Annotated in this window: 23 protein-coding genes; 15 read left to right on the top strand and 8 right to left on the bottom strand. The window is 67.4% G+C overall.

The features are described 5' to 3' along the window. The first annotated feature begins 61 nt into the window (after positions 1-61). Genes KF892_12420 through KF892_12410 form a run of 3 tightly spaced genes read left to right on the top strand, consistent with a single transcriptional unit; the run spans position 62 to position 3,640 of the window. On the top strand, positions 62-1,264 hold the full coding sequence (locus KF892_12420; GenBank protein ID MBX3625813.1) for an acyl-CoA dehydrogenase family protein: 1,203 nt from the start codon (positions 62-64) through the stop codon (positions 1,262-1,264). A 9-nt stretch (positions 1,265-1,273) separates the two neighbouring features. After that, positions 1,274-2,434 carry an acyl-CoA dehydrogenase family protein gene (locus KF892_12415; GenBank protein ID MBX3625812.1) on the top strand — a complete coding sequence of 387 codons (1,161 nt, stop codon included), beginning with the start codon at positions 1,274-1,276 and terminating at the stop codon, positions 2,432-2,434. Positions 2,435-2,452: 18 nt separating this feature from the next. Beyond that, a complete protein-coding gene (locus KF892_12410; protein MBX3625811.1) occupies positions 2,453-3,640 on the top strand; it encodes an acyl-CoA dehydrogenase in 1,188 nt (395 codons plus the stop codon). A gap of 17 nt (positions 3,641-3,657) precedes the next feature. On the opposite strand, the gene KF892_12405 is transcribed toward KF892_12410, so the two are convergent. Continuing rightward, the gene (locus tag KF892_12405) at positions 3,658-4,215 is read right to left on the bottom strand and encodes an acyloxyacyl hydrolase (GenBank protein MBX3625810.1); all 558 of its coding nucleotides are present in this window, start codon (positions 4,213-4,215) and stop codon (positions 3,658-3,660) included. 148 nt (positions 4,216-4,363) lie between these two features. Here KF892_12405 and KF892_12400 point away from each other — a divergent pair, with 148 nt between their 5' ends. The 6 genes from KF892_12400 (at position 4,364) to KF892_12375 (ending at position 10,605) form a co-directional block, all read left to right on the top strand. Next, positions 4,364-5,449 (top strand): AraC family transcriptional regulator, encoded by a 1,086-nt coding sequence (locus KF892_12400; GenBank protein ID MBX3625809.1) that lies wholly within the window; start codon positions 4,364-4,366, stop codon positions 5,447-5,449. A gap of 68 nt (positions 5,450-5,517) precedes the next feature. Further along, positions 5,518-6,135, top strand: a complete 618-nt coding sequence (locus KF892_12395; protein ID MBX3625808.1) for a TetR/AcrR family transcriptional regulator — start codon at positions 5,518-5,520, stop codon at positions 6,133-6,135. 11 nt (positions 6,136-6,146) lie between these two features. After that, positions 6,147-7,100 carry an HlyD family efflux transporter periplasmic adaptor subunit gene (locus KF892_12390; GenBank protein MBX3625807.1) on the top strand — a complete coding sequence of 318 codons (954 nt, stop codon included), beginning with the start codon at positions 6,147-6,149 and terminating at the stop codon, positions 7,098-7,100. Then, positions 7,097-8,032: an ABC transporter ATP-binding protein gene (locus KF892_12385; GenBank protein ID MBX3625806.1), complete on the top strand. Its 936-nt coding sequence runs from the start codon at positions 7,097-7,099 to the stop codon at positions 8,030-8,032. The genes KF892_12390 and KF892_12385 overlap by 4 nt, the downstream gene beginning before the upstream one ends. Then, entirely contained in the window at positions 8,029-9,153 is a 1,125-nt protein-coding gene (locus KF892_12380) for an ABC transporter permease (GenBank protein ID MBX3625805.1), read from the top strand. Before KF892_12385 ends, KF892_12380 begins: the two co-directional genes overlap by 4 nt. A 141-nt stretch (positions 9,154-9,294) precedes the next feature. After that, a complete protein-coding gene (locus KF892_12375; GenBank protein ID MBX3625804.1) occupies positions 9,295-10,605 on the top strand; it encodes an NAD(P)/FAD-dependent oxidoreductase in 1,311 nt (436 codons plus the stop codon). Here KF892_12375 and KF892_12370 read toward each other — a convergent pair. Together KF892_12370 and KF892_12365 are read right to left on the bottom strand one after the other, a co-directional pair. Next, positions 10,602-11,714, bottom strand: coding sequence for a glutamate--cysteine ligase (locus KF892_12370; GenBank protein ID MBX3625803.1), 1,113 nt, complete (start codon positions 11,712-11,714; stop codon positions 10,602-10,604). The genes KF892_12375 and KF892_12370 overlap by 4 nt on opposite strands. 1 nt (position 11,715) lies before the next feature. Further along, on the bottom strand, positions 11,716-12,990 hold the full coding sequence (locus tag KF892_12365; protein MBX3625802.1) for a cation:proton antiporter: 1,275 nt from the start codon (positions 12,988-12,990) through the stop codon (positions 11,716-11,718). A 215-nt stretch (positions 12,991-13,205) separates the two neighbouring features. Between KF892_12365 and htpG the strand changes: the two genes are divergently transcribed. Then, positions 13,206-15,086: a molecular chaperone HtpG gene (gene htpG, locus KF892_12360; protein MBX3625801.1), complete on the top strand. Its 1,881-nt coding sequence runs from the start codon at positions 13,206-13,208 to the stop codon at positions 15,084-15,086. Between the two features lie 7 nt (positions 15,087-15,093). Here the strand turns inward: htpG and KF892_12355 are convergent, their stop codons facing one another. The 3 genes from KF892_12355 to KF892_12345 form a co-directional block, all read right to left on the bottom strand. Next, complete coding sequence (locus tag KF892_12355) at positions 15,094-16,113, bottom strand: serine/threonine protein kinase (protein ID MBX3625800.1); 1,020 nt, start codon at positions 16,111-16,113, stop codon at positions 15,094-15,096. A gap of 36 nt (positions 16,114-16,149) precedes the next feature. Next, entirely contained in the window at positions 16,150-16,920 is a 771-nt protein-coding gene (locus KF892_12350; protein ID MBX3625799.1) for a DUF2726 domain-containing protein, read from the bottom strand. 115 nt (positions 16,921-17,035) lie between these two features. After that, positions 17,036-17,728, bottom strand: a complete 693-nt coding sequence (locus KF892_12345; protein MBX3625798.1) for a GNAT family N-acetyltransferase — start codon at positions 17,726-17,728, stop codon at positions 17,036-17,038. A gap of 245 nt (positions 17,729-17,973) precedes the next feature. On the opposite strand from KF892_12345, the gene rplM reads away from it, so the two are divergent. From rplM to erpA, 5 genes are all read left to right on the top strand, one after another. Then, complete coding sequence (gene rplM / locus KF892_12340) at positions 17,974-18,402, top strand: 50S ribosomal protein L13 (protein ID MBX3625797.1); 429 nt, start codon at positions 17,974-17,976, stop codon at positions 18,400-18,402. 9 nt (positions 18,403-18,411) lie between these two features. Continuing rightward, positions 18,412-18,804 carry a 30S ribosomal protein S9 gene (gene rpsI / locus KF892_12335; protein MBX3625796.1) on the top strand — a complete coding sequence of 131 codons (393 nt, stop codon included), beginning with the start codon at positions 18,412-18,414 and terminating at the stop codon, positions 18,802-18,804. 154 nt (positions 18,805-18,958) lie between these two features. Then, positions 18,959-19,666 carry a hypothetical protein gene (locus KF892_12330; GenBank protein MBX3625795.1) on the top strand — a complete coding sequence of 236 codons (708 nt, stop codon included), beginning with the start codon at positions 18,959-18,961 and terminating at the stop codon, positions 19,664-19,666. A 35-nt stretch (positions 19,667-19,701) separates the two neighbouring features. Next, positions 19,702-20,100: a polymer-forming cytoskeletal protein gene (locus KF892_12325; protein MBX3625794.1), complete on the top strand. Its 399-nt coding sequence runs from the start codon at positions 19,702-19,704 to the stop codon at positions 20,098-20,100. A gap of 51 nt (positions 20,101-20,151) precedes the next feature. Beyond that, complete coding sequence (gene erpA / locus KF892_12320; GenBank protein MBX3625793.1) at positions 20,152-20,529, top strand: iron-sulfur cluster insertion protein ErpA; 378 nt, start codon at positions 20,152-20,154, stop codon at positions 20,527-20,529. 51 nt (positions 20,530-20,580) lie between these two features. Here erpA and KF892_12315 read toward each other — a convergent pair whose 3' ends face one another. Then, positions 20,581-21,681: an anhydro-N-acetylmuramic acid kinase gene (locus tag KF892_12315; protein ID MBX3625792.1), complete on the bottom strand. Its 1,101-nt coding sequence runs from the start codon at positions 21,679-21,681 to the stop codon at positions 20,581-20,583. Positions 21,682-21,700: 19 nt separating this feature from the next. After that, on the bottom strand, positions 21,701-22,978 hold the full coding sequence (locus KF892_12310) for a M23 family metallopeptidase (protein MBX3625791.1): 1,278 nt from the start codon (positions 22,976-22,978) through the stop codon (positions 21,701-21,703). Positions 22,979-23,084: the final 106 nt, after the last annotated feature.

Here is a 23,084-nt window from a genome sequence, read left to right as displayed (position 1 = left end):
CAAAACGCAGCGTGGCGCAAGCGTGTCACCCCGCTGCCCCTGCTCACCGAGAGACGCCCGCATGGACCTGACCTTCACCCCCGAAGAACAAGCCTTCCGCGAGGAGGTGCGCGCCTTCGTGCGCGAGAAGCTGCCCGAGTCGCTGCGCCACAAGGTGGTCAACAGCCTTCGCCTCACGCGTGACGACCACGTGATGTGGCAGCGCACGCTGCACGAGCGCGGCTGGGGTGGCCCCGGCTGGCCCAAAGAGCACGGCGGCCCAGGCTGGAACGCGGTGCAGCAGTACATCTTCGAAGAGGAATGTGCGGCGGCCGGGGCGCCGCGGCTCATCCCCTTCGGCATCAAGATGGTGGCGCCGGTCATCATGGCCTTCGGCTCGCCCGAGCAGCAGAAGCGCTTCCTGCCCGACATCAGCAGCGCGCGGAAGTGGTGGTGCCAGGGCTACTCGGAGCCGGGCTCGGGCTCCGACCTCGCGTCGCTCAAGACCCGCGCGGTGCGCGGCCTCGACAAGGACGGCGACCACTTCATCGTCAACGGCCAGAAGACCTGGACGACCCTCGGCCAGCACGCCGACTGGATCTTCTGCCTCGTGCGCACCGACCCGCAGGCGAAAGCCCAGCGCGGCATCAGCTTCCTGCTGATCGACATGAAGACGCCCGGCATCACCGTGCGGCCCATCATCACGCTCGACGGCGCCCATGAGGTGAACGAGGTCTGGTTCGAAAACGTGCGCGTGCCCGCCGAGAACCTGATCGGCGAAGAGAACAAGGGCTGGACGTATGCCAAGTTCCTGCTCGGCCACGAGCGCAGCAACATCGCCGGCATCGGCATCAGCAAGCGCGAGATCGAGCGGCTGAAGCGCGTGGCGGCCACCGAGCGGAAGAACGGCAAGCCGCTGCTCGAAGACCCGCTCTTCTCCGCCAAGATCGCGCAGATCGAGATCGACCTGATGGCGCTCGAGATGACCAACCTGCGCGTGTTGTCCGATGAGGCGAACGAGAAGGCCCCCGGCCCCGCCGCGTCGATCCTCAAGATCAAGGGCACCGAGATCCAGCAGGCAATCACCGAGCTGCTGGTGGCCGCCGTCGGCCCGTATGCGCTGCCGTACAAGGCAGAAAGCGAGAGCGACGAAGAGGGCGACATCGGCCCGCGCTATGCCGCCGGCCTGGGCGCGCACTACTGCAACATGCGCAAGCTCTCGATCTTCGGCGGCTCCAACGAGATCCAGAAGAACATCATTTCCCAGCAGCTGCTGGGGCTGTAAGGGGCAACCATGGACTTTTCTTTCAGCGAAGAGCAGCAGCAACTGCAAGACGCCATTGCCCGCTTCGTGCAGGGCGACTACAGCTTCGAGCGCCGCCACAAGATCCTGAAGAGCGCCGAAGGCTGGAGCCACGAGGTGTGGCAAGGCCTGGCCGATCTCGGCGTGCTCGCGATGAACATCCCCGAGGCCGACGGCGGCCTGGGCTACGGCCCGATCGAGACGCTGCTCGCCTTGCAATCGGCCGGCCCTGCGATGCTGTGCGAGCCCTTGCTCGACAGCGCCGTGATCGCCACCGCGCTGGTGCGCGACTTCGGCTCGCCCGAGCAGCGCGCCGAGCTGTTGCCGGCGATGGGCGGCGGTGAGCGCATCGTGGTGCTCGCGCACACCGAAGCGGCGGGCCGTGGGCAGGCGGTGTGGGTGGAGACGAGCGCGAAGAAAAGCGGCGAGGGTTACGTGCTCAACGGCCACAAGGCCGTGGTCTCGCTCGCCCCGGCCGCCGACGAGCTGCTGGTCTCGGCCCGCGTGAGCGGCCAGCCCGGCGATGCCGACGGCGTGGCCGTCTTCCGTGTGGCGAAAGACGCGCCCGGCCTCACGCTCAAGGCCTTCAAGACGCTCGACGGCCGCCGCGCCGCCGACGTGGTGCTGAGCGACGTGAAGGTGCCTGCCAGCGCGCTGCTCGGCTCACCCTCGAAGAGCGCCACCGCTGCCATCGACCGTGCGCTCGACATCGGCCTCGCGGCCGTCTGCGCCGAAGCGCTGGGCGTGATGGAAGCCACCGTCAACGCCACCATCGAATACCTCAAGACCCGCCAGCAGTTCGGCCAGCCCATCGGCCGTTTCCAGGCGCTGCAGCACCGCACCGCCGACATGCTGATGCACCTGGAGCAGTCGCGCTCGATGGCGTATCTGGCCGCGATGCACTGCAACGTGGCCGACGAGACCCAGCGCCGCAAGACCCTCTCGGCCGCCAAGGTGGTGATCGGCAACGCCTGTCGTTTCATCGGCCAGCAGTCGGTGCAACTGCACGGCGGCATGGGCATGACCGAAGAGCTCAACGTCAGCCACTTCTTCAAGCGGCTCATGGCGATCGAGCTGAGCTTCGGTGACACTGACACCCACCTTCAGCGATTTGCCGCACTCACCCAACGCGACATCCCGCTCGCTGCCTGAACACCTCCGGAGACACACATGGCCACCACCAAAGCCGCCTTCCAGTGGGACGACCCCCTGCTGCTCGACCAACAACTCACCAGCGACGAACGCCAGATCCGCGACGCCGCCCGCGACTACTGCCAGGGCAAGCTCGCGCCGCGCGTGCTCGAAGCCTTCCGCCACGAGAAGACCGACCCGTCGATCTTTCGCGAGATGGGCGAGCTGGGCCTGCTCGGCCCGACGATCCCCGAGCAATACGGCGGTGCCGCACTCAACTACGTCTGCTACGGCCTGATCGCGCGTGAAGTGGAGCGTGTCGACTCCGGCTATCGCTCGATGATGAGCGTGCAGAGCTCGCTCGTGATGGTGCCCATCAACGAGTTCGGCAACGAAGCGACCAAGCAGAAGTACCTGCCCAAGCTCGCGAGCGGCCAGTGGATCGGCTGCTTCGGCTTGACCGAGCCCGACCACGGCTCCGACCCCGGCAGCATGGTCACGCGCGCGAAGAAGGTGCAGGGCGGCTACAGCCTCACCGGCGCCAAGATGTGGATCAGCAACAGCCCGATCGCCGACGTGTTCGTGGTGTGGGCGAAAGACGATGAAGGCGCGATCCGCGGCTTCGTGCTCGAGAAGGGCTGGAAGGGCCTCTCCGCCCCGGCCGTGCACGGCAAGGTCGGCCTGCGGGCGTCGATCACCGGCGAGATCGTGCTCGACAACGTGTTCTGCCCCGAGGAGAACGCCTTCCCCGAAGTGCGCGGCCTGAAGGGCCCGTTCACCTGCCTCAACAGCGCGCGCTACGGCATCGCCTGGGGTGCGCTCGGCGCCGCCGAAGACTGCTGGCACCGCGCCCGCCAGTACGTGCTCGACCGCAAGCAGTTCGGCCGCCCGCTCGCGGCCAACCAGCTCATCCAGAAGAAGCTGGCCGACATGCAGACCGAGATCACGCTCGGCCTGCAAGGCTGCCTGCGCCTGGGCCGCATGAAGGACGAAGGCACGGCCGCGGTCGAGATCACCTCGATCATGAAGCGCAACTCCTGCGGCAAGAGCCTCGACATCGCCCGCCTGGCGCGCGACATGATGGGCGGCAACGGCATCAGCGACGAGTTCGGCGTGGCGCGCCACCTCGTCAACCTCGAAGTCGTGAACACCTACGAGGGCACGCACGACGTGCATGCGCTGATCCTCGGCCGTGCCCAGACGGGCATTGCCGCGTTCGCGAACTGAGCGCCAACCGAGGCGGCTCAGAGCGGGAGCTGGTAGCGCAGCACCAGCCCCCGCCCTTCGGTCGACGGGTTGTCGGGCCCGAGGCCGCGGCCGTTGGAGATGTGCAGCCAGCGGGCGCCCAGCGTCCACTGGCCTGAGCCCATCGGCCAGGTGAATGACGGGCCGGCCTGGAACATCCCGTTGTAGTGCGTGCCGCCCGCTGGGAAGCGGCGGTCGTAGAGCATGGGTGCAGCACTCGCATCCAGGTGAAAGCCACCCCACACGCGCAGGCGCGCTTCGGCGCTCACGCCCAGGCCGTGGCCGGGGCTGTCGAGCGTCTGCGCTGACAAGCTGTCGGTGAGCTGCGTGATCTCACCTCGCGCGTGTTGGGCCACCAGCCCCAGGCGCAGCGTGAGCGGCCAGTTCTCGAATCGTCTCTCGCGCAGGTAGGCGTGTGCGTTCGTGAGATGAAGTTGCCGGTTGGCGTGCAAGGGCTCGAAACGGTCGAGCCCGAACTCGTGGATGTGCGTGGACGGCGCGTCCGCCAGCGCGTAGCCGCCGAACAGGCCGGCCAAAGTGAGAAGACCCCATGCCATGACAGAAAGAACCCGGTGGTTGAAGAGGCCCCCAGGGTGCCGGCGGCGTGCGTCGAGGTCTTGCCGTGTTTGGAGGGATGCTGGCCGGATTCGAAATCGGGTGAAGGATTCCTAGAATCCGCCGGCTCGTTGTCGCCCGGGGGCCTGCATGTCGTCGATCGAACTGTTGATGCTTCTGGTGGGCGCCTCGGTGGCCTTGTCGGTGGGGGTGGGTGTGGCGATGGCGGTGATGCCGGGGGCGCCGCGCGCCCTGGTGGTGGCGGTGGGGTGCCTGGCCGTGAGTGGCGCGGCGTACAGCCTGCTGCCGCTGCCTTCGGTGCTGCAGGCGCCCGACGCGGTCCGCTGGATCTTGCGGGCGCTGGCCTGCTGTGGCGTGCCGGCGCTGTGGCTCGTGCTGCGCTTCCTGTTCGACGGGGTGATGAGCCTTCGACCGGCGGCAGCGGGTGGCGCTGCAGCAGTGCTGCTGGTGGCGGCGGCCTGGGCCTGGCCCGGCCAGCGCCCGCTCTGGTTCGGGCTGCTGTCGATGCTGCTGGCCGGCTTCGTGGCCCACATGCTGTGGCACCTGGTCAGCCGGCGGCGCGACGACCTCGATGAATTCCGCCGACGCATGCGGGTCGCACTGGCGCTGGCCTGCGTGGCCTACGTGGTGCTGGCGCTGGGGGTGTATGCGGCCGGCCTGCGGCAGCTGGCTCCGGTCGAGATGAGTGTGGCCTTCGTCGGGGCGCAGACGCTGTTCAAGCTCTTCTGGCTGGCGCTGGCGGTTGGCCAGCCCAGCCCCTGGGCGAGGGTGCTGGACGTGGCGCGTGCGCCCGAGCCGGCAGTCCAGCACGACTTGAAAGCGGTCGGCGCCCACCGCAGCGGCGTCAACCAGGCGCTGGCAGCCCTGCAGGCGGAGCAGCTGCTCGACACCCTGCAGCGCGAGGCCCTGTACCGCCACCACGGCCTGAGCATCGGCGAGCTGGCCGCGCGGGTGGCCTTGCCCGAGCACCGGCTGCGCCACGTCATCAACGGCCACCTCGGCTTCAAGAACTTCGCGGCCTTTCTCAACCACTTCCGCCTGCGCGAAGCGGCCGAGCGCCTGCACGACCCCGCGTGCGCGCATCTGCCGGTGCTCACCATCGCGATGGACGCGGGCTTTGCCAGCATCGGCCCGTTCAACCGGGCCTTTCGCGAGGCGTTTGGGGCCACGCCGACCGACTACCGGCGTGCGCGCCCGCCGAGCCCCAAGACCTGAACCTGGCGAAAGCGGGCCGTCCGAGCGGGCCCTTGCATTGATAACTATACGTCCGTATAGTTATCGGCATGCCACGCCCGTCCCAAAACGTCGACCAGGCCCTGCTCGATGCTGGCCTCGAACTGCTGCCGCAGACCGGCTGTGCCGGCCTGTCGGTGCGCAAGCTCGCCGACCACGCCGGGGTCAACCTCGGCATGTTTCACTACCACTTCAAGAACAAGGACACCTTCATCCGCGCCGTGCTGCAGCGGGTCTACGAAGAGATGTTCTCGGCGCTCACGCTGAAGGTCGACCCGAAGCGGCCGGTGCTCGACAACCTGCGGGCGGTGGTCGCCTCGCTCGCGCGCTTCGGGCGTGAGCAGCAGGCCTTGCTGCTGCGCATGGCGGGCGATGCGATGGCGGGCGAGGCGGCGGTGGTCGAGTTCTTCCGCGCCAACCTGCCGCGCCATGTGGCCGTGGTGGCGGGCCTCATCGCGCAGGCGCAGCGCGAAGGGCTGATCGTCAAGGCGCCGCCGCCCGAGGTGGTGGCCTTCCTGTTCGGCGCCGTTGGCGCGCCGGTGTTGATGGGCGGCGCGGTGCAGGCGCAGGCCCCCGACGCGGTGGCGGGCGTGATCGAGCGACACGTGCTCTCGGACGCCGCCGTGGCACGGCGCATCGACTGGGCCTTGCGCGGCCTGTCGGCATGAGGAGGTTCACGATGACCTGGCTCTTCAAGCATCTGGCGAGCGGTGTGGCGGTGGGTGTCATCGCGGCGTGCACCGCCGCGCCGCCCGCAGGCTTCGCGGGGTATGTCGAAGGCGAGAGCGTGCGGCTGGCCGCGCCTATCAGCGGCACGCTGACCCAGCTGCACGTGCAGCGCGGCGACGCGGTGCAGGCGAGTGCGCCGGCCTTCGTGCTCGAACAAGACAGCGAACGCGCGGCCCGCGAAGAAGCGCAGGCACGGCTGCGGCGTGCCGAGCAGCAGCTCGGCAACCTGCAGGCGGGCAAACGGCCCGACGAGATCGCTGCCCTGCGCGCGCAGCGGGCACAGGCACAGGCCGCGCTGAACCTGTCGACCCGCGAACTCACGCGGGCCCAGGAGCTGGTGGCGCAGAACTTCAGCTCGCCCGCGAGCCTCGACGCGGTGCGTGCTGCCGTCGCACGCGACCAGGCGCGGGTGAACGAGCTCGATGCGCAGCTCCGTCTGGCCGGCCAGGGCGGCCGTGTGCAGGAGATCGCCGCGGCACAGCAGGAAGTGCTCGCCGCCCGGGCACAGCTCGCACAGGCCGAGTGGCGCGTGCAGCAGAAGACGCAGCGCATGCCCGCCGCCGGCCAGGTGACCGACGTGCTCTACCGCGAAGGCGAATGGGTGCCGCAGGGGAGCCCGGTGCTCACGCTGCTGCCACCGTCGCAGGTGAAAGCGCGCTTCTTCGTGCCCGAGCCGGTGCTCGGCACGCTGCAGCTCGGCCAGGCCGTCACGCTGCATTGCGATGGGTGCACGGCGCCGATCCCGGCGAAGGTCAGCTACATCGCCCGCGAAGCCGAGTTCACCTCGCCGCTCATCTACAGCAAGGAAAACCGCGCGGCGCTCGTCTTCATGGTCGAGGCGCGGCCGTCGGCAGCAGACGCGACGCGCCTGCACCCGGGCCAGCCGCTGGAGGTGCGCCGGTGACGGACGCGCCGGTCATCGACGTGCGCGGGCTGACCAAGCGCTTCGGCGGGCGCGTCGTCGTCGACCACTTCGACATGCGCGTGCCCCGCGGCCGCATCTACGGCTTCCTCGGCCCCAACGGCAGCGGCAAGACGACCACCATCCGCATGCTGTGCGGCCTGCTCACGCCCGACGAAGGCGAGGGCACCTGCCTCGGCCACGACATCCGCCGCGATGCGCTCAAGATCAAGCGCGAGGTCGGCTACATGACGCAGCGCTTCGGCCTCTACGACGACTTGAGCATTGAAGAGAACCTCGATTTCGTCGCCCGCGTCTACGGCGTGGCCGACCGCCGCCGCAAGGTGGCCGACACGCTGGAGCGCCTGGGCCTGGCCACGCGCCGCGAGCAGCTGGCCGGTGCGCTTTCGGGCGGCTGGAAGCAGCGCCTGGCGCTCGCGGCCTGCCTGATCCATGCGCCGCAACTGCTGCTGCTCGACGAGCCCACGGCCGGCGTCGACCCCGCCGCACGCCGCGATTTCTGGGACCAGATCCACGACCTCGCCGCGCAGGGGCTCACCGTGCTCGTCTCCACGCACTACATGGACGAGGCCGAGCGTTGCCACGAGCTGGCCTACATCTCCTACGGCCGGCTGCTCACGCGCGGTACGGTGGCCGAGGTGATCGCCGGGGCGGGCCTCGTCACCTGGGCGCTCAGTGGCGAGGGCCTGGTGGAGGTGGGCCATCGCCTGCGCGCCGCACCGGGCATTCGCACCGTTGCTCCGTTTGGGGCCACGCTGCACGTGAGCGCCGACAGCGAAGAAGCCTTGCGCGCGGCGACCGCCCCGCTGGCCGGCCAGGGCCTGCGCATCGAATCCATCGAGCCCAGCCTGGAAGACGTGTTCATCGCGCTGATGCAGCAGGCGCAAGACAACTTCGCGTCGAGCGCGTCATGAGCTGGTCTCGGCTGCTCGCCATCCTGCTGAAGGAGCTGCGCCAGGTGCGCCGCGACCGGCTCACCTTCGGGATGATGGTGGCGGTGCCCATCGTGCAGCTGATCCTCTTCGGCTTCGCGATCAACAGCGACCCCAAGCACCTGCCGCTCGCGGTGGTGGTGATGGACCACAGCGAGCACACGCGCAGCTTCGTGGCGGGGCTGGAGAACTCGGGCTACTTCCAGGTCACCGAGCGGCCGGCCACCGTGCAGCAGGCCGATGAACTGCTCGCCCAAGGCGCGGTGCAGTTCGCGCTCGTGGTGCCGAGCGACTTCTCGCGCCGCCTGCTGCGCGGCGAGCGCCCCGCGCTCCTGCTCGCGGCCGACGCCACAGACCCCTCGGCCACGGGCAACGCCATCGCGGCGCTCACCTTGATCGGCCGCCAAAGCCTGACACGCGACCTGACCGGCCCCTACGCCGCGCTGCGCGCCACCGAGCCGCCGTTCGACCTGCGCATCCAGCGCCGCTACAACCCCGAAGGCGTGACCGCCTACAACGTCGTGCCCGGCCTCATCGGCGTGATCCTCACGATGACGATGGTGATGATGACCTCGCTCGCGATGACACGCGAACGTGAGCGGGGCACGATGGAAAACCTGCTCGCCACGCCCGCCACGCCGCTGGAAGTGATGCTCGGCAAGATCGCGCCCTACATCCTGATCGGCTATGTGCAGGTGGCGGTGGTGCTGGTGGTGGCGCGTCTGCTGTTCGACGTGCCGATGGTGGGCAGCCTCTGGCTGCTGTCGGCGGTCTTGGTGCTCTTCATCGCCGCCAACCTGGCGGTAGGTTTTACCTTCTCGACGCTTGCGAAAAGCCAGCTGCAGGCCATGCAGCTCACGTTCTTCTTCTTCCTGCCCTCGATGCTGCTCACGGGGTTCATGTTCCCGTTCCGCGGCATGCCCGGCTGGGCGCAGGCCATCGGCGAGGCGCTGCCGCTCACGCACTTCCTGCGGGTGGTGCGCGGCATCCTGCTCAAGGGCAACGGGGCGGCACAGATCCTGCCGGAGCTGTGGCCGATCGCGCTCTTCATGCTGGTGGCCGGGGCGGTGGCGCTGGCGCGCTACCGACAGACGCTGGACTGAGCGCTCTATTCAGCAGCCAGAGCGAGCAGCTGAAAAAGAACGGTCGTTCGCTTCCGTTATCATGCCGCCCGCTGTCCGCGGGCCCTGGTACACACAGAAGGTGCGGCCGACAAACAAGCACACCAACGAGGGTTCCAAGACATGCATCGGATCGTGATCGTGGGTGGCGGGGCGGGAGGCCTCGCGCTCGCCACACAGCTCGGCAAGAAGCTGGGCAAGAAGAAGCTCGCCGAGATCACCCTGGTCGACTCTGCTCGCACCCATGTGTGGAAGCCGCTGCTGCACCAACTGGCGGCCGGCAGCTACGACACGCATGCCGAAGAGATCGAGTTCCTCGCGCAGGCGCGCTGGAATTGCTTTCGCTTCCGCCTGGGCAGCCTCGTGGGCGTCGACCGTGCCCGCAAGACCATCCAGCTCGCCGCCAGCTACGACGAGACCGGCATGGAGATCACGCCGGCGCAGGAGCTGGCCTACGACACGCTGGTGATCTCGGTGGGCAGCCAGACCAACGACTTCGGCACGCTGGGCGCCGGTGAGCACACCATCAAGCTCGACAGCCCGCAGGCCGCCAAGCGTTTCAACAACCGCCTCATCAATGAATGCATCCGCGCGCAGAGCGTGCCGCGCGTGCCAGGCATGGGGCGGCTCACCGTCACCATCGTCGGCGGCGGCGCCACCGGCGTGGAGCTCGCGGCCGAGCTGCATGCCGCAGCGCGTGTGCTCGCCAACTTCGGCCTCGACAACATCCACCCCGAGAAGGACCTGCAGATCGTGCTGGTGGAAGCGGCGCCGCGCCTCTTGTCGCAGCTGCCCGAGCGGCTGAGTGATTCGGCCGTGCGGGAGCTGCGCAAGCTCGCGGTCGAGGTGCACACCAACGAGAAGGTCGTCGAGGTGACGGCCGATGCGGTGAAGATGGCCAGCGGCAAGGTGATCCGCTCCACGCTCACCGTGTGGGCCGCGGGCGTGAAGGCGGCCGACTTCCTGAAGACACTGGGTGGAGAGAAGCCGCTCGAGACCAACCGCCTCAACCAGCTCATGGTCAACGGCAACCTGCAATCGACGCAGGACCCCGACATCTACGCCTTCGGCGATTGCGCCGCCTGCCAGCAGCCCGACGGCACCTGGGTGCCGCCACGGGCGCAGGCGGCCTACCAGCAGGCGATGTATTTGGTGAAGGCTTTGCCCAAGCTGATGAAGGGCGAGCCGGTCACGCCGTTCGTCTTCCGCGACCAGGGCTCGCTGGTGTCGCTGTCGGAATATTCATCGGTGGGCAGCCTGATGGGCAGCCTGACGCGCGGCAGCCTCTTCATCGAAGGTCGGCTGGCGCAGCTGATGTACTGGTCGCTGCACAAGCAGCACCAGCTCGCGCTCGGTGGCGTGCGCAAGACCGCGATGATCACGCTGTCGGAAATGCTCGACCGCACCTACCGGCCGCGCATCAAGCTCCACTAAGCCATCCAGCGCTTCGTCGCGTCTTCCACCACGGCCGAGAGCGGCACGCCGCCCTTGCGCCGCGAGCGCAGCCACTGCGCATCGTTGCCCTCGAAGAGCGTCTCGCGGATCAGGTTGCTGGCTTCGAGCGCCTGCAGGTCGAGCGCGTGCTCGTCGATGCGGGCGAGCGTGCGCAGGATGTCGTCTCTGAGCTTCTGGCGAGTCTTGGTCTTGGGGTCGACGATCTCGCCGTCGAGCCCGAAGCGGCAGGCCTGGAAGCGGTTGAAGGTGTAGACGAGGTAGTCGTCTTCGGCCGGCTCGAAGGGTTTTTCCTCGCGCAGGTAGCGGCAGATGCACTGCAGGTAGCAGGCGAGCGCGGCGGCCTTGTCGACGGTGAGCGGTGTGTCGCACACGCGCAGCTCGATGGTGCCGTACTCGGGCTTGGGGCGGATGTCCCAGTAGAAGTCTTTCATCGACTGAACGACGCCGGTGCTCGTCATCTTGTCGAAGTAGCCGCCGAACTCGTCCCACGAGCGCACGAAGGGCGCGCGGCCCGAGAGCGGGAAGGCGAAGACGGAGTTGAGGCGGGCCGAGTCGAAGCCGGTGTCCACGCCCTGCACGTAGGGCGACGAGGCCGAGAGTGCGATGAAGTGCGGCACGTAGCGCGAGAGGGCGTGCAGCAGCCAGAGCGCGGTGTCGCCGTCTTCGCAGCCCACGTGCACATGCTGGCCGAACACGGTGAACTGCTTGGCGAGGTAGCCGTACAGCTCGCTGATGTAGTGGAAGCGCTCGGTCGGGTAGATCTGCTGCTCGCTCCAGTGCTGGTAGGCGTGCGTGCCGCCGCCGGCGATGCCGATGTTGAGCTTGCGCGCGGCGCGCGAGAGCTGCTGGCGCAGGTCGGTGAGCTCGGCCACGAGCGGCGCGTGCTGGCGCTGGATGGAGGTGCCGATCTCGATCATGCTGCGCGTGATCTCGGGCTTCACGTCCCACGCGCCGGGGTGGCGGTCGAGCTCGCGCAGCAGGTCGTCGGCCTGCGGCGAGAGGTCGTGGTCGTACATGCTGACGAGCTGCAGCTCGAGCTCCACGCCCAGCGTCAAGGGTTCGGATTGGGTGAAGGTGGCGAGTGACATCTCAGCGCTCCTTGGTGGCGGGCTGCGGGCACTCGTCGGCCAGCGACTTGAGCGAGAACTTGGTAAGCACCGGGCCGAGGAGGTGCGACACGGTGGTCGCGATCAGCAACGCTTGCAGCACGCCCCCGGCCACGCCGGGCATCTGGGAGGCCCAGCCGAAGGTGTTGCCGGCGAGCAGCACCGCGAGGCTGCTCATCGGCTGCAGCGTGAGCGTGAGCGCGGCGGCCTGGCGCCAGCTCAGCGCGCTCAGGCGGGCGAGCAGCGACACCGCCACGCCCTTGCCGACCAGGCGGGCCAGGAGGATCGCCACCACCCACGGCCAGAGCGTCGCCACGTCGTCCAGCGTGAAGAGCATGCCGAGAGCAATGAAGAGCAGCACGGTCAGCACCGCGCCGGCGCTGCCCAGCTGCGGCTCGACGGTGAGCATGTGGCCCATCTTCGAACGCGCCGCCATGCCAGCGATGAGCAGCGCGAGCAGCGGTGACAGCTTCCACTGCGCCGCGACCATCGCGGCGAGGATCACCAGCGCAATCTGCAACACCGGGGCGGCGGCGGCATCGCGCAGCGGCTGGTGCAGCTTGGCGAGCAGCCAGCCGGCGAAGACGCCGAGCAGGAAGGAGCCGCCGATCACCACCACCGCGTCGGTCACCACCGGCAGCAGCTCGTTGCCGATGTTGATGCTGCCGGCGGCGGCCACCACGTTCCAGGCCTTCAGCGCCAGCATCGCGAGGGCGCTGTTGATGGCGGTGGTGATGAGCAGCCGTTCGGTCACCTGCCCGCGCGAGCGCAGCTCGTGCACGAGCACGAGGGTGATCACCGGCGAAGTCGACATGGCCACCGCACCGGCCAGCCAGGCCGACGCCACGGGCGCATCCAGCCACACGAGCGTGACCGCCACGCACAGACCGGCCAGCATGCCTTCGAGCGCGCAGGTGAAGGCGAGCCAGGGGTTGTCGATCAGCCAGCGCGGGCGGATGCGGCTGCCGAGCTCGAACACGAGCACGCCGATCGCGAGGTCGATGATCGGCTTCCACGGGTCGAGGTCGGTGCGGTCGAGCAGGCGCAGCGCGAGTGGGCTCGCGAGCGCGCCGGTGATCATGTGGCCCAGCATGCGCGGGGCACGCAGCTTGCGGTGCAGCAGCTCGGCGAGCGCCACGGCGGCCAGCATCACCAGCGCAAAGCCGAGCACGGGGTCGGCACCGCGCAGGCCCTCCAGCGTCCACAACGGGGCCGCAGAACCGGGTGAGCTTGAGAGCCAGCTTTCCAATGCAGTCATGCGGATAGGGTGGCAGGCAGGGCGCCCGCTCTTCTTGGAAGGAGCGGCGGATCGTAGCGGAGCGCTGCGACACGACCGGCTGGTGCCCAAGCGCGCCAAAGGGGCTTGTCGAGGGCTTGTCCTTATGATCCCCGCCCGCTCTTGAAAACGGTCGCTGCGACCCTATGTGCTGGCGCGGCCGATTGGTCAGAACCTAAAGCGTCTTCCCGAACACCATGGAAAAACAAACCCTTTCCTTCCAGGCCGAGGTCAAGCAGATCCTGCACCTCGTCACGCACTCGCTCTACTCGAACAAGGAGATCTTCCTGCGCGAGCTGGTGTCGAATGCGTCCGACGCGTGCGACAAGCTGCGCTTCGAGGCCCTGAACAATGCCGGCCTGTATGAGGACGCGCCCAACCTCGAGGTGCGCGTGAGCTTCGACAAGGCGGCCAAGACCATCACGATCCGGGACAACGGCATTGGCCTGTCGGCCGAGGAAGCCGTGGCCAACCTCGGCACCATCGCCAAGAGCGGCACGCGCGAGTTCATGGCCAAGCTCGAAGGCGACCAGAAGAAAGACGCGCAGCTGATCGGCCAGTTCGGCGTGGGCTTCTACTCGGGCTTCATCGTGGCCGACCGCATCACCGTGGAATCGCGCCGTGCGGGCGCGAAGGCGGAAGAGGGCGTGCGCTGGAGCAGCGACGGCAGCGGCGACTTCGAGGTCGAGACCATCACCAAGCCCACGCGCGGCACCGACGTGATCCTGCACCTGCGCGAGGGCGAAGAAGAATTCCTGAGCGGCTGGAAGCTGCGCTCGATCATCAGCAAATATTCCGACCACATCTCCCTGCCGGTGCTCATGCAGAAGGAAGAGTGGGATCCGGAGAAAAGCGAGCAGATCGTCAAAGACGAATGGGCGCCGATCAACAAGGCCGCGGCCCTGTGGACCCGCAGCAAGAGCGACATCACGCCCGAGCAGTACGAAGAGTTCTACAAGCAGATCAGCTACGACACCGAAGCGCCTCTCGCTTACACGCACAACCGCGTGGAAGGGCGCAGCGAATACACGCAGCTGCTCTACATCCCGGCCAAGGCGCCGTTCGACCTGTGGAACCGCGACAAGCGCGGCGGCGTGAAGCTCTACGTGAAGCGTGTCTTCATCATGGACGACGCCGAAGCGCTGATGCCGGTGTATCTGCGCTTCGTGAAGGGCGTGATCGACAGCGCCGACCTGCCGCTCAACGTGAGCCGCGAGCTGCTGCAGGAAAGCCGCGACGTGAAGGCCATCCGCGAAGGGTCGACCAAGCGCGTGTTGTCGATGCTCGAAGGCCTGGCCAACAGCGAGGACGAAGCCGAACGCACGAAGTACGCGAAGTTCTGGAAAGACTTCGGCGCGGTGCTGAAGGAAGGCGTGGGTGAAGACCACGCCAACCAGGAGCGGCTGGTGAAGCTCTTCCGCTTCGCCTCGACCCAGGCGGACGAAGGCGTGTCGATGGAAGACTACGTCAAGCGCATGAAGGAAGGCCAGGAAGCGATCTACTACGTGACCGCCGACACGCTGGCCGCTGCGAAGAACAGCCCGCAGCTCGAGATCTTCCGCAAGAAGGGCATCGAGGTGCTGCTGCTCACCGACCGCGTGGACGAGTGGATGCTGAGCCACGTCTACGAGTTCGAGGGCAAGCCGCTGCAAAGCGTGGCCAAGGGTGCGATCGACCTTGGCAAGCTGCAGGACGAGGCTGAGAAGAAGCAGGCCGAAGAAGCGGCCACTGCCTTCAAGCCGGTGCTCGACCGCCTGAAGGAGGTGCTGAAGGACCGCGCGAAGGACGTGCGCGTGACCACGCGGCTCGTCGATTCGCCGGCCTGCCTGGTGGTGGAAGAAGGCGACATCAGCGGCCACCTCGCGCGCATGCTGAAGCAGGCAGGCCAGAACGCGCCGGCGCAGCAGCCCACGCTGGAAGTCAACGCCGAACACGCACTGGTCAAGCGCCTCGACGGCAGTGCGCATTTCGAGGAGCTGGCGCACATCCTCTTCGACCAGGCGGTGCTGGCCGAGGGCGGCCATCTCGAAGATCCGGCGGCCTACGTGCGGCGTGTGAACGCCTTGCTGACCGCCTGATTCGTGCTCAGAAGACGGAGCCGCCGAGCGGTGGCTCCCGCATCGCATCGAGCTGGTCGCGAAGACGGATGATCTGCTCGCTCCAGTAGTTGCGATCGCCGAACCACGGGAACGCAACCGGGAAGGCCGGGTCGGCCCAACGGCGCGCGAGCCAGGCGCTGTAGTGGATCATGCGCAGCGCCCGCAGTGCTTCGATCAGGCGCAGCTGGCGCCAGTCGAACTCCATGAAGTCTTCGTAGCCGGTGAGCAGGGCGGTGAGCTGCTGCTGCATCTGCTGGCGCTCGCCCGAGAGCAGCATCCACAGGTCTTGCACCGGCGGGCCCATCAGCGCGTCGTCGAGGTCGACGAAGTGCGGGCCGGCGTCGGTCCAGAGCACATTGCCGACATGGCAGTCGCCGTGCAGCCGGATCGCGCGGTAGGCCCCGGCGGCGTCGAAACTGCGCTGCACTTCGTCGAGGACCTGGTCGACGGTCTGCTTCCAGGCGGTCTGGGTCTCGACGGCGATCAGGCCGGAGTCGAGCAGCCAGTCGCGTGGCGTGGTGCCGTGGCTGTGGAGGTCGAGTGTCAGTCGATGGGTGAACGGCTTGCGCGCCCCGACGGTGTGGATGCGGCCGATGAAGCGGCCGATCCACTCGAGGGTGGCGGGGTCTTCCAGCTCGGGGGCGCGGCCCGACTGGCGCGGCGTGATGCTGAAGCGATAGGGCTGCCCGTCGATGGTGAACGAGGGCAAGGTCGTGTCGCCCAGCAGGCGCGGTGTAACCACCGGGATCTCGGCCTCGGCCAGCTCGGCCGCAAAGGCGTGTTCCTCCAGGATCTGCGCGTCGCTCCAACGGCCGGGCCGGTAGAACTTCGCCACCACCACTGAGCCGTCTTCCAGGAAGACCTGGAAGACGCGATTTTCATAAGAGTTGAGCTGGATCAGCCGGCCATCGCCGCGCAGGCCGACGCAGTCGAGTGCATCGAGCACGGCGTCCGGCGTCAGGCCGGCATAGGGGGTGGCGCTCGTGGGCGTCGAGGGGGAAGGCATGGGCGCATCGTAAGCGCCCGGTGCAGCGGCCCTGGGTCAGCGGCGCGAGTCGTTGCCGGGGCCGTCGACCACCACGCCGCCGATGTCGTCGCCGCCAACCAGCGAGGAAGGCCGGTCCGACAGGCCGACGAGGTCGCTGGCGGTGAAGGCGTCGAGGCGGCTGTCGGGTGCGAAGAAGGAGTCCTGGAACAGCGACGAGTCCTGCCACAGCGCGGTCCGCTCGGCGCGACGGTGCGCCACCGTGCTGGCGAGCGAGCTGCGTGCCTGGTTCAAGCTGTGGGGCGGCATCGGCTCGGGGGCGCGCGCGGCAGCGCCGCTGTGCGGCACCAGCAGCTGCAGCTCGGCCACCGATGGCATGCGGTCGACGGGGCAGCGCATGTAGCGCACGCGGCAGGTCGAGAGAACCGCCTGCTTGACCTGCTGCGCACGGTGCGAGTGGCCGCGCTCGATGTCGAGGTCGACCGCGGCCAGCACACGGCCGTTGGCGCTGCACACGGCGAAGGTGACGTGCGTCGTGCCCAGCAGCTCGTACCAGTAGCGCACCTCGCTCGGGTCCGTGGGCTGGCAGAAGCGCACCAACGGCAGCTTCGACAGGATGATGTGGTGCGGCAGCGCTTCGCGCAGCAAGCGGTAGATGCGCCGCTCGTCGGTGCTGAAGACGGGGCGGCCGGTCAGGGCCCACTCCAGCGGCAGAGGCTTCGGCCGCGGCTTGCGGCCACGCAGCACGACGACGATCAGGGCCAGGACGAGCAGTGCGGCAATGCCGCCCAGTGCAACAGCCCAATAAGTGTTAGGGAGATTCAGCATGACGTGTTCAGGTCATGCTAACCGTGCCCCCTGAGGCCTCCCATCCCCGACATGGGTGTGGGAATTTGCCGCAAACCCAGCAATGGCGCGGCTTGGCGGCCGATTGATTGGCTGACTACTCCGATGCGTTGCGGTCGATCTCGACCGTGTGAGTCTTGACTTCAGGTGACCCTTTCAGCCACGCGCTGAGACGCTGTGCATGCAGTTTGAGCTGGTAGTCGAACTCCGCGACTTGGTGGCCGACGAGTTCGCCGACTTGCGACGAGATGCTGTCGGGCGGCAGCTTCAACCACGCTTCCGATTCCGGCCCATCTCGTTCAACGGTGGCCCCCGCGTTGCGGGCGATCTTGAGCATGGCGGCGTTCTCGCTCAATGCGTGGATGAAGAGACGCTCGCATCCACGATTGCGTGCGTGCAGCACCGCGTGCTCGAAAAGGCGAGCCCCATAGCCTCGGCCTCGCGCCCGGCCGATGACCGAGACCCCGAATTCGGCCGTGGCGGGGGCTTCGGGCTGTGTTGGCACTGGCAGATACGCCAGATGCGCCATGGCGATGAGTTCGAGGCGGCGGTTGAAGATGCCGAACACCTCGTCGCGCTCGAAGTCGATCGACTCCACGTAGCGCTGCACTTGTTCATCGGTGGCGGGGTAACCGAACCGCAGGTAGCGGTCACTCTCGCTCAGTCCGAGAATGTGCGTTGCGATGCGTTCGCGATGGCGCTCCGCGAGCGACCGGATCGGCACCCAGGAAAGCCGTTCCGGGGCGGGCTTTGGGGTTGTGTGAAGCTGGGAGGTGGTGCTGGAGACCATGCAGACCTCGTATTGGTGAAAACCCTAATTCTATCGGGTGCGCCAGCAGACCCGGTGGCGATAGGTCTACCTGTGTCGCCGGGCTTCGGATACACTAGAAGGCTTTCCCGATCGGCTCCGGGGAAGAACAGCGCCGTCAGTTGTTTGAGAGGTTGCCTCGATAAGCAGCACCGAGAACACCGCCGGCCCGACATTGAGCCACATCCCGCCTCGCCTCACCAGGGCAGGCACATCGAAAGATCCTCATGAAGACCTTCAGCGCCAAGCCGGCCGAAGTGACGCACGAGTGGTTTGTGATTGACGCCACCGACAAGGTGCTCGGACGTGTTGCCAGCGAAGTGGCACTCCGTTTGCGCGGCAAGCACAAGGCCATTTACACGCCTCACGTCGACACCGGCGATTTCATCGTCGTCGTCAATGCAGACAAGCTCCGCGTGACGGGCAACAAGGCCAACGACAAGGTGTATTACCGCCACTCCGGTTTCCCGGGCGGCATCTACGGCACCAAGTTTAAGGACATGCAAGCCAAGCACCCCGGCCGCGCGCTGGAGAAGGCCGTCAAGGGCATGCTGCCTAAAGGCCCGCTCGGCTACGCGATGGTGAAGAAGCTGAAGGTGTACGCCGGTGGTTCCCACCCGCACGCCGCCCAGCAGCCCAAGGCGCTGGAAATCTAAGGAGCGGTGATGATCGGAAATTGGAACTACGGAACCGGCCGCCGCAAGTCTTCGGTGGCACGCGTGTTCATCAAGAAGGGCACTGGCCAGATCCTCGTCAACGGCAAGCCCGTCGACCAGTACTTCGGTCGCCAGACGTCCATCATGGTCGTGCGCCAGCCCCTCGTGCTGACCGCCAATGACGCCGCGTTCGACGTCAAGGTCAACGTGCACGGCGGCGGCGAGTCCGGCCAAGCCGGTGCGGTGCGCCACGGCATCACCCGCGCCCTGATCGACTACGACGCAGCACTCAAGCCCGAACTGAGCCGCGCCGGCTTCGTCACGCGCGACGCGCGTGAAGTCGAACGGAAGAAGGTCGGCCTCCACGGCGCCCGTCGCCGCAAGCAGTTCAGCAAGCGCTGACTTCCTGCCAGACCGTGCGAAAAGGCCGCTTTCAGCGGCCTTTTTCATTCCTGGAGCCGCTTGCACACACCTGCAAGCTTTCGACACAGGCCGCACCAAAAGGTGGCTTCTACAATCGCGCCTCCTGTAGCCGCCCTGCCTCCCAGAACCTCCCATGCGCTGGAAATTGCTACGCCGACGGCTGTCGATCAGCGCCCCGCGCATGATCGTCCGCAGCCACCTGCCGTGGCCGCTGCGTTGGGCGGTGGTGGCGCTGGTGTTTGGCTTCTCGGCGGCGCTATCCTTGTGGGCGTTCGAGTTTGGCAAGAGCATCGCTGGCCTGGACAAGGACGCCAAGGCCGAGTTGGCCGAGTTGCGGGTCGAGGTGGCCAAGCTGCGCGAGGAGCGCGAGGGCGCCCAGTCCATCGCGAACACGGCACAGAGCCTGCTTAAGGCTGAGAAAGTGGCCCAAGAGCGCTTGGCCCAGCAGATCAAGCAGGTCGAGTCCGAAAACCTGTCGCTGAAAGCGGACCTGGGATTCTTCGAGCGGCTGCTGCCGGCGAGCGCCTCCGGGCTCAACGTCAGAGCCCTCCAGGCCGAGGCGGCGGGCCCGGGCCAGGTGCGATTTCAGGTTCTGATCATGCAAATAGGCAAGAATCCACCCGAGTTTGCCGGCCGCTACGACATCGTGCTGTCGGGCACACTGGGTGACAAACCTTGGACGATTTCCCAGCCCGGCGGGCCGAAGCCACTGCAAGTGAAGCAGTCAGCCCGCCTCGAAGGCACCGTGAGCTACCCGCAAGAAGCGGTGGTGAAGACGGTGCAGGTCAAGGTGACCGACAACCAGGGCGGGGTCCGGGCGACCCAGACCGTCAAGTTGTGACCTTCCTCCGTCAATCTCTACCAGGAGCCATCACCATGTTCGCGAAGAAAAAGCAGCCTCCCATTCGCACCCTCATCGGCGAGGGCACGGTGATCCGCGGAGAGCTGCAGTTCTCCGACGGCCTGCGCATCGATGGCGAAGTGCAGGGCGACGTGATCGCCAGTGAAGTGGAAACCAGCATCCTCGTCATCAGCGAAAAGGCCCGCGTCGTGGGGCGTGTGAAGGCCGGTCACGTCATCATCAACGGCCACGTCACCGGCCCGGTTCAGGCCGATGCGCTGCTCGAGTTGCAGCCCAAGGCGGTGATCGTGGGCGACGTGAAGTACGAAGCGCTTGAAATGCACCAGGGCGCCACCATTGAAGGTGAATTGCGCACGCTGAAGGCGGAAGAAAAGCCCGCAATGATCAAGTTGGCGGCTTCCAACGCCCAGTGAGGTCTTGTCCGGGGCGTGGATAATTGAGCCCTCGATAGGAAGGATGTCCCCATGAGCGCCCTGGCACACGAAGTTCAAACCCCTGCAGCCGATGCCCCCCCGGTGCCGCTGGTCTTCACCGACAGCGCAGCCAACAAGGTGAAGGAACTGGTCGACGAGGAAGGCAATCCCGACCTGAAGCTGCGTGTCTTCGTGCAGGGCGGTGGCTGCTCGGGCTTCCAGTACGGCTTCACCTTCGACGAGATCGTCAACGAAGACGACACGCAGATGAACAAGAACGGCGTCACGCTGCTGATCGACGCCATGAGCCTGCAGTACTTGGCGGGTGCCGAGATCGACTACAAGGACGACCTGCAAGGCGCCCAGTTCGTGATCAAGAACCCCAACGCGACGACGACCTGCGGCTGCGGGTCGAGCTTCTCGGTCTGACCCGCGGCGACGTATCGCCGCCAGAGGCCGCCGCGAGGCGGCCTTTTGCATTCAGGCGGGGTACCAGGCCCCGAGCACGCGAGGGCCGCTGGCGCCGGTGACGGCGCTCAGGTTGCCCGGCAAGCCGTGGGCATGCCGGTAGGCCAGCCAAGCGAAGGCGGCGGCTTCCACGTGCTGTGCCGGCAGGCCGCGCGCGTCGCTCGGCCGCACGGCCATGCCGGGCAGGTGATGGGCCAGGCGCCCCATCAGGTGCAGGTTGAGGGCGCCGCCTCCGCAGACCAGCAATTCGTTCGCATCCGCCGCATGAGCCTTGACTGCATCGGTGCAGGTCACCGCCGTCAGCTCGCACAGCGTGGCCTGCACGTCGACGGGGTGACAGGGCCCATGCGCCCGCAGACGGCCCTCGAGCCAGGCGACGTTGAACAGGTCGCGCCCGGTGCTCTTGGGTGGTAGCTCCGCGAAATAGGGTTCTTGCAGCAGCAGGTCGAGCAGGCCGGCTTGCACGGTGCCTTGCGCCGCCCATGCGCCGTCGGCGTCGAAGCGCTGGCCGGTGTGGCGCAGGCACCAGAGGTCCATCAGCACGTTGGCCGGGCCGCAGTCGAAGCCGGTGGTGTGGCCGCTGGCGAGCAGGGCGGTGAGGTTGCTGATGCCGCCAAGGTTGAGCACGGCACGTGTCTCACCCTCCTGGCCAAAGAGCGCCCGGTGGAATGCGGCGACCAGCGGCGCGCCTTGCCCGCCGGCGGCCACGTCACGGGTGCGGAAGTCGGCCACCACCGCGATGCCGCTGCGTTCGGCGAGCAGGCTCGGGCTGTTGATCTGCCATGTGTAGCCAAGGCCCGGCCGGTGGCGCACCGTCTGGCCGTGGCTGCCGATGGCGCGCACGGCGCGCGCATCGATGTTCGCGTTGGCGAGCAATTCGGCCACCACCTCGATGTAGAGCGTGGCCAGCGTGTTGGACGCCAGCGCCGAGCGGTGCAACTCGTCGGCGCCCGAGGTGTTGAGCGCCAGCAGCTCTTCACGCAGCGCTTCCGGGAAGGCCCGGTAGGCGTGTGAGATGACCTTCGGAAAGCCGCTCGCCGAGAACTCGGCCAGCACACCGTCCACCCCGTCGAGCGAGGTGCCCGACATCAGCCCTGCAAACAATTCAGCCATCGCCGAATTGTGCAGCGGCTCACTCCGCTTGGGCGAAGCGGTAGGGGTTGGCCTTGGCCACTTCGAGCTGCTGGCGCAGCCCCTGTGCCACGGCGGTGAACTGCGCGCGCGATTCGGGTGAGAGCTCCACGGCCTCGGAGGTCTTGGCGATCACGAGCGGGTCTTGCTGCTGGCCGTTGACCTTGACCTCGAAGTGCAGATGCGGCCCGGTCGCCCAGCCCGTCGAACCGACAGCGCCGATGCGGGCGCCCTGTTCGACGCGCTGGCCGTTGCGCACATCGATCCGGCTCAAGTGCGCGTAGAGCGTGGCGCGGCCGTTGCTGTGGCGGATCTGCACGACGTTGCCGTAGCCGTTTTGCCGCCCGGCGAATTCGACGACGCCGTCACCGACGTTGCGCACCGGCGTGCCGGTGGGAGCGCCGTAGTCCACGCCCAGGTGTTGGCGCCAGACCTTGTGGATCGGGTGCATGCGCATCGAGAAACCCGAGGTCACGCGCGAGAACTCCATCGGGCTCGCGAGGAACGCACGGCGCTTGCTCTGACCGTCGAAGCCGTAATAGCCGCCCTTGCTGTGCGCGTCCTGGTACCAGACGGCCGAGTAAGTGCGGTTGTTGTTGACGAACTCGGCGGCGAGCACGCGGCCCGAGGCCTGGTTCCAGGTGATGGGCTCGCCATCGGCGGTGAGTGCTTCGTAGACCACGTGGAAGCTGTCGCCGCGGCGCAGCTCGCGGCGGAAGTCGATGTCGGTCGAGAACACCTCGGCGAGCTGCGTGGCCACGGGGTCGGGAATCTTCGCTTCGTCGGTCGCGGCAAAGAGCGAGCTGCGGATGGTGCCCGTGCCGGTGCGCACTTCGCTTTCGAGCTTGGCCGTTTCCACGCCGGCGAGGAACTTGTCGCCGACGCGCGTGATGCGCAGGCGCGAGAAGTGGGTGCCGAACTGGTCGCTGTTTTCAGCGGGGTAGCGGGCGACGAGCTCTTCCAGCACACCCGATTCGTCGATGCGCACCCGCACGATCTTCCCGGCGCGGCCTTCGAGCAGCTTGCGCGCGGTGCGGTCGCTGCGGATGAAGGCAGCCGCCGTGACGTCGGCCACGCTCAGGCGGGCCAGCAGGCTGTCGGCGGTGTCGGTTGGGCGCGTCAGGTCGTTGCGGTAGAGCTGCAGCGTGTGGCTGGCCAGCGCTTCCAGCTGCGACGAGATGTCTTCCGGGGTGACGATTTCCGTCACCATGCGCCGCGGCAGGTCGGCCGCATCGGGCGCCAGCGGGGCGATGCCGAAGGCGGTCACGCCAAAGCCCATCAGGCCGGTGACGATGAGGGTGGTGAGGGTGCGCGGGTGGCGACCGATGAATTGGGTGAGGCGCGAACCGGCCGCAACCGCGTCGCGCTCAAGCGTTTCCAACGAA

Source organism: Rhizobacter sp., assembly GCA_019635355.1.
GTDB lineage: Bacteria > Pseudomonadota > Gammaproteobacteria > Burkholderiales > Burkholderiaceae_C > Rhizobacter.
Note: the sequence above shows the minus strand (reverse complement) of the source record. Positions and strands in the feature narration are given on the sequence as shown.

Excerpts from the sequence above, each read along its gene's own strand:
- KF892_12420 (MBX3625813.1), top strand. The coding sequence starts at position 62 with ATGGACCTGACCTTCACCCCCGAAGAACAAGCCTTCCGCGAGGAGGTG.
- KF892_12415 (MBX3625812.1), top strand. The coding sequence starts at position 1,274 with ATGGACTTTTCTTTCAGCGAAGAGCAGCAGCAACTGCAAGACGCCATT.
- KF892_12410 (MBX3625811.1), top strand. The coding sequence starts at position 2,453 with ATGGCCACCACCAAAGCCGCCTTCCAGTGGGACGACCCCCTGCTGCTC.
- KF892_12405 (MBX3625810.1), bottom strand. The coding sequence starts at position 4,215 with ATGGCATGGGGTCTTCTCACTTTGGCCGGCCTGTTCGGCGGCTACGCG.
- KF892_12400 (MBX3625809.1), top strand. The coding sequence starts at position 4,364 with ATGTCGTCGATCGAACTGTTGATGCTTCTGGTGGGCGCCTCGGTGGCC.
- KF892_12395 (MBX3625808.1), top strand. The coding sequence starts at position 5,518 with ATGCCACGCCCGTCCCAAAACGTCGACCAGGCCCTGCTCGATGCTGGC.
- KF892_12390 (MBX3625807.1), top strand. The coding sequence starts at position 6,147 with ATGACCTGGCTCTTCAAGCATCTGGCGAGCGGTGTGGCGGTGGGTGTC.
- KF892_12380 (MBX3625805.1), top strand. The coding sequence starts at position 8,029 with ATGAGCTGGTCTCGGCTGCTCGCCATCCTGCTGAAGGAGCTGCGCCAG.
- KF892_12375 (MBX3625804.1), top strand. The coding sequence starts at position 9,295 with ATGCATCGGATCGTGATCGTGGGTGGCGGGGCGGGAGGCCTCGCGCTC.
- KF892_12370 (MBX3625803.1), bottom strand. The coding sequence starts at position 11,714 with ATGTCACTCGCCACCTTCACCCAATCCGAACCCTTGACGCTGGGCGTG.
- KF892_12365 (MBX3625802.1), bottom strand. The coding sequence starts at position 12,990 with ATGACTGCATTGGAAAGCTGGCTCTCAAGCTCACCCGGTTCTGCGGCC.
- htpG (MBX3625801.1), top strand. The coding sequence starts at position 13,206 with ATGGAAAAACAAACCCTTTCCTTCCAGGCCGAGGTCAAGCAGATCCTG.
- KF892_12355 (MBX3625800.1), bottom strand. The coding sequence starts at position 16,113 with ATGCCTTCCCCCTCGACGCCCACGAGCGCCACCCCCTATGCCGGCCTG.
- KF892_12350 (MBX3625799.1), bottom strand. The coding sequence starts at position 16,920 with ATGCTGAATCTCCCTAACACTTATTGGGCTGTTGCACTGGGCGGCATT.
- KF892_12345 (MBX3625798.1), bottom strand. The coding sequence starts at position 17,728 with ATGGTCTCCAGCACCACCTCCCAGCTTCACACAACCCCAAAGCCCGCC.
- rplM (MBX3625797.1), top strand. The coding sequence starts at position 17,974 with ATGAAGACCTTCAGCGCCAAGCCGGCCGAAGTGACGCACGAGTGGTTT.
- rpsI (MBX3625796.1), top strand. The coding sequence starts at position 18,412 with ATGATCGGAAATTGGAACTACGGAACCGGCCGCCGCAAGTCTTCGGTG.
- KF892_12330 (MBX3625795.1), top strand. The coding sequence starts at position 18,959 with ATGCGCTGGAAATTGCTACGCCGACGGCTGTCGATCAGCGCCCCGCGC.
- KF892_12325 (MBX3625794.1), top strand. The coding sequence starts at position 19,702 with ATGTTCGCGAAGAAAAAGCAGCCTCCCATTCGCACCCTCATCGGCGAG.
- erpA (MBX3625793.1), top strand. The coding sequence starts at position 20,152 with ATGAGCGCCCTGGCACACGAAGTTCAAACCCCTGCAGCCGATGCCCCC.
- KF892_12315 (MBX3625792.1), bottom strand. The coding sequence starts at position 21,681 with ATGGCTGAATTGTTTGCAGGGCTGATGTCGGGCACCTCGCTCGACGGG.
- KF892_12310 (MBX3625791.1), bottom strand. The coding sequence starts at position 22,978 with ATGGGCTTTGGCGTGACCGCCTTCGGCATCGCCCCGCTGGCGCCCGAT.